At 70.7% G+C, this 6,989-nt stretch carries 7 protein-coding genes; 4 read left to right on the forward strand and 3 right to left on the reverse strand.

Annotated features, from left to right (window positions below):
- Positions 1 to 30 precede the first annotated feature (30 nt).
- On the forward strand, positions 31 to 513 hold the full coding sequence (gene rraA, locus QM638_RS14910; RefSeq protein WP_415143026.1) for a ribonuclease E activity regulator RraA: 483 nt from the start codon (positions 31 to 33) through the stop codon (positions 511 to 513).
- 7 nt (positions 514 to 520) lie between these two features.
- On the opposite strand, the gene QM638_RS14915 is transcribed toward rraA, so the two are convergent.
- The gene (locus QM638_RS14915) at positions 521 to 2,014 is read right to left on the reverse strand and encodes a hypothetical protein (protein ID WP_415143028.1); all 1,494 of its coding nucleotides are present in this window, start codon (positions 2,012 to 2,014) and stop codon (positions 521 to 523) included.
- A gap of 249 nt (positions 2,015 to 2,263) precedes the next feature.
- Here QM638_RS14915 and QM638_RS14920 point away from each other — a divergent pair, with 249 nt between their 5' ends.
- The gene (locus QM638_RS14920) at positions 2,264 to 2,827 is read left to right on the forward strand and encodes a VIT1/CCC1 transporter family protein (protein WP_415143029.1); all 564 of its coding nucleotides are present in this window, start codon (positions 2,264 to 2,266) and stop codon (positions 2,825 to 2,827) included.
- A gap of 61 nt (positions 2,828 to 2,888) precedes the next feature.
- On the opposite strand, the gene QM638_RS14925 is transcribed toward QM638_RS14920, so the two are convergent.
- Positions 2,889 to 3,848, reverse strand: a complete 960-nt coding sequence (locus QM638_RS14925) for a beta-ketoacyl-ACP synthase III (protein WP_415143031.1) — start codon at positions 3,846 to 3,848, stop codon at positions 2,889 to 2,891.
- Positions 3,849 to 4,049: 201 nt separating this feature from the next.
- Between QM638_RS14925 and paaK the strand changes: the two genes are divergently transcribed.
- Positions 4,050 to 5,357, forward strand: a complete 1,308-nt coding sequence (gene paaK, locus QM638_RS14930) for a phenylacetate--CoA ligase PaaK (RefSeq protein WP_415143033.1) — start codon at positions 4,050 to 4,052, stop codon at positions 5,355 to 5,357.
- A 30-nt stretch (positions 5,358 to 5,387) separates the two neighbouring features.
- Positions 5,388 to 6,200 (forward strand): enoyl-CoA hydratase/isomerase family protein, encoded by an 813-nt coding sequence (locus QM638_RS14935; protein ID WP_415143035.1) that lies wholly within the window; start codon positions 5,388 to 5,390, stop codon positions 6,198 to 6,200.
- Positions 6,201 to 6,355: 155 nt separating this feature from the next.
- On the opposite strand, the gene QM638_RS14940 is transcribed toward QM638_RS14935, so the two are convergent.
- On the reverse strand, positions 6,356 to 6,989 hold a 634-nt coding region (locus QM638_RS14940), incomplete at its 5' end, for a MaoC/PaaZ C-terminal domain-containing protein (protein ID WP_415143037.1).

Genomic DNA, 6,989 nt, shown 5'->3' on the forward strand with positions numbered 1-6,989 from the left:
GACGACCGAGCTCGACAAGGAGAGACGACGATGATCGATGCACCGCTCCCGGCGACCGCGGATCTGCTGGACGAGCATCCGGACGCCCGGGTGATCGACCTCGCGCTGGCGAGCTACGGCGGACGGTCGCACTTCGCCGGCCGCGCGGCCACCGTGTCCTGTGTGGAGGACAACGTCCTGCTCCGGCAGCTCCTCGCCACGCCGGGGGAGGGCCGGGTCGTGGTGGTCGCCGGCGGTGGATCGCGGCGGACCGCGCTGCTCGGCGACCAGATGGCCACGCTCGCGGCGGACAACGGCTGGGCCGGCCTGGTGCTCGACGCCGCGGTCCGCGACGTGGCGGCGCTGGCCGGGATCGGGGTGGGGATCGTGGCGCTCGGATCTTGCCCGCGACGCAGCGACAAGCGCGGCACCGGTGTCACCGAGGTGCCGGTGGTGCTCGGTGGCATCTCGATCCGGCCGGGAGACCTCGTGGTGGCCGACGAGGACGGGGTCGTCGTACTCCCGGCCGGGTGAGCCGCGGCTATTTGTGCTGCTGGTAGATCCAGTCCCGGATGTAGTCGATGGTGTAGGCGACCTGCCAGGTGCACAGATGTTCGTTGGTGGCGTTGTCCTCCACCCCGCTGGGGATGACACTGCCCTTCTTGAAGATCGAGTAGTTCACCGAGGCGCCCTCGCCGGCCTGTTTCTTGGCTGCCGCGTCGAGATGCGCGACCGGCCACTTACCGTTCCAGGTGGCCCGCGAGACGGTCGCGCCGTCCTTCTCCAGCGCCTTGGTGATCTTGTTCTCGTACGGGTACGCCTTCGCGTCCCCACGCGCCACGGTGATCCACAGCGGCTTGTCGGCCAGCGGTGCGACCTTGGCCGGGTCCCACTGGGCGGCGACGATCCAGGTGGAGGCGAACAGGTTCGGATAGTCGATGTCCATCGCGATCGCCTGCATGCCGCCACCGGACTGGCCGGTGGAGTAGAGGCGATCGGTGTCGATGCTGTACTTCTTGGTTAGGGCCCGCACCAGGTGCACGGTCGTCGGAAGCATGTCGGAGGTGGTGAAGTCGTCGCCGGCCACTGCGCTGTCGTACTGCGGTGCGAGCACGAACGCGGCCTGCTTCGCCTGCGCCTCCGGGCTCGCCCACGAGATCGCGCCCAACCCCTGGCACAGGGTGTTCAGCGGGTTCGATCCGGTCACGGTGGCGTCGTGCATGAAGAGCACCAGTGGATAGGACTTCGTCTCGTCGTAGCCCGTGGGCACATAGAGGTTGTAGGGCAGGGATTCGCCGGTCTGGGAGTCCTGGTAGGTCTTCTGGACGAAGTCATCGACGATCAGCCGGATCTCCGCAGTCACCCCGAACGCCGAGTCACTGGCGGCGATGCTCGAACCGGAGGCGGTCCGCAGTGCGCTCTTCTGCGTGATCGAGGCGGAGGCGTCGGAGAGCCGCTCGATCTCCATCCCGCCGCCGGCGCCATCCGATGCGTCCGAGGACGGCATTCCGGACGCTGCGTCCGACGCCATCCCGGACGCCATCCCGGACGCCATCCCGGACGGCGCCCCGGAGGGGCGATCGCCCGATGGTCCATCTGAGGATCGCGAGCTGAGGTCGTCGCTGGAGACAGTGTCGGTCTGCCACAGTGCGGCGGCCGAGTCGTCGGTCGACATCTCGATGATCACGTAGGTCCCGTCGGTCCCGGAATCGGCTAGGGCGGCTGCGGTGTTCGCGTAGACGTTCGTGATGGTGCGGTCGGCTACGGTGAAGGCGGAGCTGCCCAGGCCGGAGGTCAAGATCGTCGCGTCGTACTCCACTGCGATCGCGACCAGCTTGAGTCCGTCCCCGTAGACCCGGTCGATCGCGGTCACGCTCTTGACATGGCTCGGCAGCGAGGTGCTCGCCGCGCTGGAGGTCGATGACGAGCCGCCGTCGCCCTCGCTTGAGCCGCAGGCCGCCAACGTGAGGCTGGCCGCCGCGGCTCCGCTGAGTTCGACGAACCTCCGGCGGTTCAACATCGTGGTCCGTGACATCGAGATCTGTCTCCTTCACGCCGTTGCATGCCGTCGGGACGGCTCGGGTCGAGATGGCCGGCTGCGTCGGCCGGTGGGAAGACTAGGAGCGCCAGCCTGTTGGGCGCTGTGGGCGGTCTGTCCCGCGGCTATCGACCGCTGTCGGCCGGCCGGTACCGGGGCCGCTCTTCACCCAACGTTCGACCGCCGGCTACGGACGCGACCCGTGCTGGTGCCGCCCCGCTCGTCGTACGTCGACACGATGACTCGGTGGCCCTCTCCCTGATCTCCTCGGACGACTCCGCCTTCGACCTCGACGACCCGGGTGCACGACTGCGGACCCGCCTCAACTGGCTGCGTGCCGGAGTCCTGGGCGCCAGTGACGGTCTCACCTCGATCGCGGGCCTGGTGATGGGGGTGGCCGTGGTGACCGAGAGCCGCAGCCATCTGCTCGTCGCCGGGGTCGCCGGGCTGGTGGCCGGCTCGGCGTCGATGGCGACCGGGGAGTACGTCTCGGTGAGCACGCAGCGCGACGCCGAGCAGGCGCTCGGCGACGGAGCGGAGGAGACGTCGAACCCGGTTGCCGCCGCGCTGGCCTCGTTCCTCGCCTTCGCCGTCGGCGCCCTGATCCCGGCCCTGACGATCCTGCTGTCGGCGCCGCTGCGGTTCTATGCCACCGCCGCGGTGGTGGCGACCGCGCTGGCGGGCGCCGGCTGGATCAGCGCGCGGCTCTCACGCACCGACCCACGCCGGCCGGTGCTGCGCACCGTCGGCGGCGGACTCGTCACGCTCGGCCTGGCCTTCGGTGCGGGCCTGCTGCTCGACTTCCTGTGACCGTGGGACACGCCGTCCCGGGACGGGTCGCCGGGGACAACTGGTCCACCTCGGTGTCTCCCTACGGGAGCTCGACGACCTGCGCCGCGTAGGCCAGGCCGGCACCGAACCCGACCAGCAGGGCCGGCGCCCCGGAGGGGAGCCGCTGCTCATCGAGCAGCCGGGAGAGCGCCAGCGGGATCGAGGCCGCCGAGGTGTTCCCGGCGTAGACGATGTCCTCGGCGACCAGCGCGCCCGGCGCACCGATCGCGCGGGCGATGGCCCGGATGATGCGCAGGTTGGCCTGGTGCGGCGCGATCGCGACCAGTTCGTTCGGCGCCACGCCCGCGCGTCGGCAGGCCTCCAGCGCGACCGGGGCGATCGAGCCGGTCGCCCAGCGGAAGATCGCCTGGCCGTCCTGGCGGATGAAGGAGCTTCGATCGTCGATGACCAGCTTGTCGGCGAGCTCGCCGGCGCTGCCCCAGACCGTCGGGCCGATGCCGGGTCGGTCGGCACCGGTCACCACCGCTGCGCCGGCGCCGTCGGCGAAGATGACACAGGTGCTGCGGTCGGTCCAGTCGACCCACTGCGACATCTTCTCGGCGCCGATGACGAGCACGTTGCGGGCGCTGCCGCTGCGCACCAGCCCGTCCGCCGTACCGAGTCCGTAGGCGAAGCCGGCGCAGGCGGCGTTGAGGTCGAAGGCACCGGGAGCGTGGATGCCGAGCCGGCTCGCCACGCTCGGTGCATGGGCAGGCATCGGGGACTCCGCCGAACAGGTGGCCACGATCACCAGGTCGATGTCGGCCGGAAGCAGCCCGCTGCGGGCCAGCGCCTTGCCGCCGGCCTCGACGGCCATGTCGACGATGGTCTCCTCCGGCTCGGCGATACGGCGCTCGGCGATCCCCACCCGGGAGCGGATCCACTCGTCGGTGGTCTCCACCCGGGTCGACAGCTCGTCGTTGGTGAGCACCGTCGCGGGCTGGTAGCCGCCGAAGGCGAGGACCCGGGAGCCGGCCGGACCGGACTGCTCGATGCGCATGAGAGAGATGGCTCCTGGGGTGGACCTGTCCGTTGGTCCGGACGGCCCGTCGAGGTGAGGGGCAGGGCGATGCGGCCACGTTAAGGGTGACTCCCCGGTAGTGGAAGTTGAGTGACCGCGACCACAGGACTAGGTTACTGACCGAACGGTCAGGAACGCGGTCGGTCGAGTCGGTCGATCCAGGCGATACGGAGCAGCCCGATGCAGGATCTGAGCCCCCGGCCCGGCGATCTCGAACCGATCGAGACCGCCTCCGTCGACGAGCTGCGTGCTCTCCAGGCCGAGCGCCTGCGCTGGTCGGTGCGACACGCCTACGACCACGTCGCCCACTATCGCGCCAGCTTCGATGCCGCCGGGGTGCATCCCGATGACATCACCGGGCTCGCCGACCTCGCCAGGCTGCCCTTCACCACGAAGGCCGACCTGCGGGAGAACTATCCGTTCGGCATGTTCGCGGTGCCGCGCCAGCAGGTGGTGCGGGTGCACGCCTCCTCCGGCACCACCGGCAAGCCGACGGTGGTCGGCTACACCCGCGACGACATCGAGGTCTGGGCGACGGTGATGGCGCGCAGCATCCGTGCGGCCGGCGGGCGGGCCGGCGACATCCTGCACAACGCCTACGGCTACGGACTGTTCACCGGCGGGCTCGGGGCGCACTACGGCGCCGAGAGGCTGGGCTGCACGGTGGTGCCGGTCTCGGGCGGGATGACCGAGCGTCAGGTGCAGCTGATCGCCGACTTCGAGCCCGATCTGATCATGGTGACGCCCTCCTACATGCTCGCCATCGTCGACGAGATGGAGCGCCAGGGCATCGACCCACGCTCGACCTCGCTCAAGGTCGGCATCTTCGGCGCCGAACCGTGGACCAACGACATGCGCCGCGAGATGGAGGAGCGGCTCGACATGCACGCGGTCGACATCTACGGCCTCTCCGAGGTGATGGGTCCCGGGGTCGCCAACGAGTGCGTGGAGACCAAGGACGGACTGCACATCTGGGAGGACCACTTCTATCCCGAGGTCATCGACCCGATCACCGGCGAGGTGCTGCCCGACGGCGAGGAGGGCGAGCTGGTGTTCACCTCGCTGACCAAGCAGGCGATGCCGATCATCAGATATCGCACCCGCGACCTGACCCGGCTGCTGCCCGGCACGGCGCGCACCATGCGCCGGATGGAGAAGATCACCGGTCGCACCGACGACATGATCATCCTGCGCGGGGTCAACCTGTTCCCGACCCAGATCGAGGAGCTGATCCTGTCCACCCCGGCCCTCTCGCCGCACTTCCAATGCGTGTTGGAGCGCGTCGGCACCCTCGACGAGATGGTCGTCGCGGTCGAACGGCGGGAGAGCGCGGCCACGGCCGCGGCCGAGGCCGCCGCGGTCGAGCTGCGCCGGCTGGTGAAGAGCAGGATCGGCGTCACCGTCGGGGTCGAGGTGCGGGAGCCGGGCGGGATCGAGCGGTCGGTGGGCAAGATGCGGCGCATCGTGGACCGCCGGCCCACACGCTGAGCGACACCAGCGACTGATAGGAAGGACCGCATGACCACCACGACGAGCCTCACCTCGGGACCTGTCCTGCTCGACATCCGCGATGCGCTCGCGGTGGTCACGCTCAACCGGCCGGAGGCGCACAACGCGCTCGACGTCGCGCTCAAGGTGCGGCTGGGCGAGGTGCTGGCCGCGGTCGCGGCCGATGAGGAGGTGCGGGCGGTGGTGCTGACCGGTGCCGGTCGCTCCTTCTGCGTCGGCCAGGACCTGGGCGAGCACGCCGCCGCGCTGGCGGCCGAGGCGGCGACCGCGCTGAACACCGTCGAGGAGCACTACGCGCCGATCGTCTCCGCGATCGTGACCATGCCCAAGCCGGTGATCGCCGCCGTCAACGGCACCTGCGTCGGGGCGGGTCTCGGCTTCGCGATGGCATGCGATCTGCGGGTCTACGCCGCCGAGGCGCGGCTGGGCACGGCGTTCACCGGCATCGGTCTGACCACCGACTCCGGCCTCGCCGCGACCCTGGTGGCCGCCGTCGGGCAGGCTCGGGCCAGCGAGCTGATCCTGCTCGGGGAGATGTTCTCCCCGCAACAGGCCGTCGAGTGGGGGATGAGCGGGCGCGTCGTACCGGGGGAGCAGGTAGGGGCCACCGCCCTCGAGCTCGGCAGGCGGCTGGCGGCCGGCCCGACCCGGGCGTACGCCGAGACCAAGACCCTGCTCGCTGCCGCGGCCGGTGGTCTCGGCGTGCTCGAGATGGTGCATGCCGAGGCCGACGCGCAGACCCGGCTGGCCACCACCGCCGACCACGCCGGCGCGGTGAACTCCTTCCTGGCCAAGCAGAAGCCGGTCTTCCGCGGCAACTGAGCGACCGCCGAGTCGGCGCTTGTTGTACGCCGGAGAGCGTCGAGTCGGCGCTTGTTGGACCATCAAGCGCCGACTCGACGTCGTAGGGCGAGCAGTTTGCGCCGACTCGGCGTCGTACGCGCGCTTCGCGCGGGGCCCTGGGTCGGGGTGGCTCGTTACTCCTTGGCCACCAGGGTGAGTACGTCGTAGGTGGCCACCGGGTCGCCGGCGGCGTTGGTCACCACCGCGTCCCAGCGCACCTCGCCGTAGTCCGCGCTGGCGCGGGGGGTGATCTGCTTGACCGTCAGGGTCACGGCGATCTCGTCCTCGGCCTTGACCGGAGTCAGGAATCGCAGGTTGTCCACCCCGAAGTTGGCGAGCACCGGCCCCGGGTCGGGGTCGACGAAGAGACCGGCGGCCAGCGAGACCACCAGGTAGCCGTGCGCCACGATCCTACCGAAGAGCGGGTTGGCCGCCGCGGCCTCCTCGTCGGTGTGGGCGTAGAAGGTGTCCCCGGTGAACTCCGCGAAGTGGTCGATGTCGGCCCGGGTCACCCTCCGCGCGGCGGAGCGGATGGTGTCGCCGATCCGCAGCTCGGCGAGACTCTTGCGGAACGGGTGCACCCCGTCCTCGTGCCGCCGCGCCCCCGGGGCCCAGGTGCCGGTGACGGCGGTGAGCAGATCGGGGGAGCCCTCCAGGGCGGTGCGCTGCAGGTGGCGGAGCACGCCGCGGATGCCGCCGAGCTCCTCCCCGCCGCCGGCCCGGCCGGGCCCACCGTGCACGAGCGTCGGCAGCGGCGCGCCGTGTCCG

Source organism: Nocardioides sp. (assembly GCF_047606145.1).
Classification (GTDB): domain Bacteria; phylum Actinomycetota; class Actinomycetes; order Propionibacteriales; family Nocardioidaceae; genus Nocardioides.

Excerpts from the sequence above, each read along its gene's own strand:
- rraA (WP_415143026.1), top strand. The coding sequence starts at position 31 with ATGATCGATGCACCGCTCCCGGCGACCGCGGATCTGCTGGACGAGCAT.
- QM638_RS14915 (WP_415143028.1), bottom strand. The coding sequence starts at position 2,014 with ATGTCACGGACCACGATGTTGAACCGCCGGAGGTTCGTCGAACTCAGC.
- QM638_RS14925 (WP_415143031.1), bottom strand. The coding sequence starts at position 3,848 with ATGCGCATCGAGCAGTCCGGTCCGGCCGGCTCCCGGGTCCTCGCCTTC.
- paaK (WP_415143033.1), top strand. The coding sequence starts at position 4,050 with ATGCAGGATCTGAGCCCCCGGCCCGGCGATCTCGAACCGATCGAGACC.
- QM638_RS14935 (WP_415143035.1), top strand. The coding sequence starts at position 5,388 with ATGACCACCACGACGAGCCTCACCTCGGGACCTGTCCTGCTCGACATC.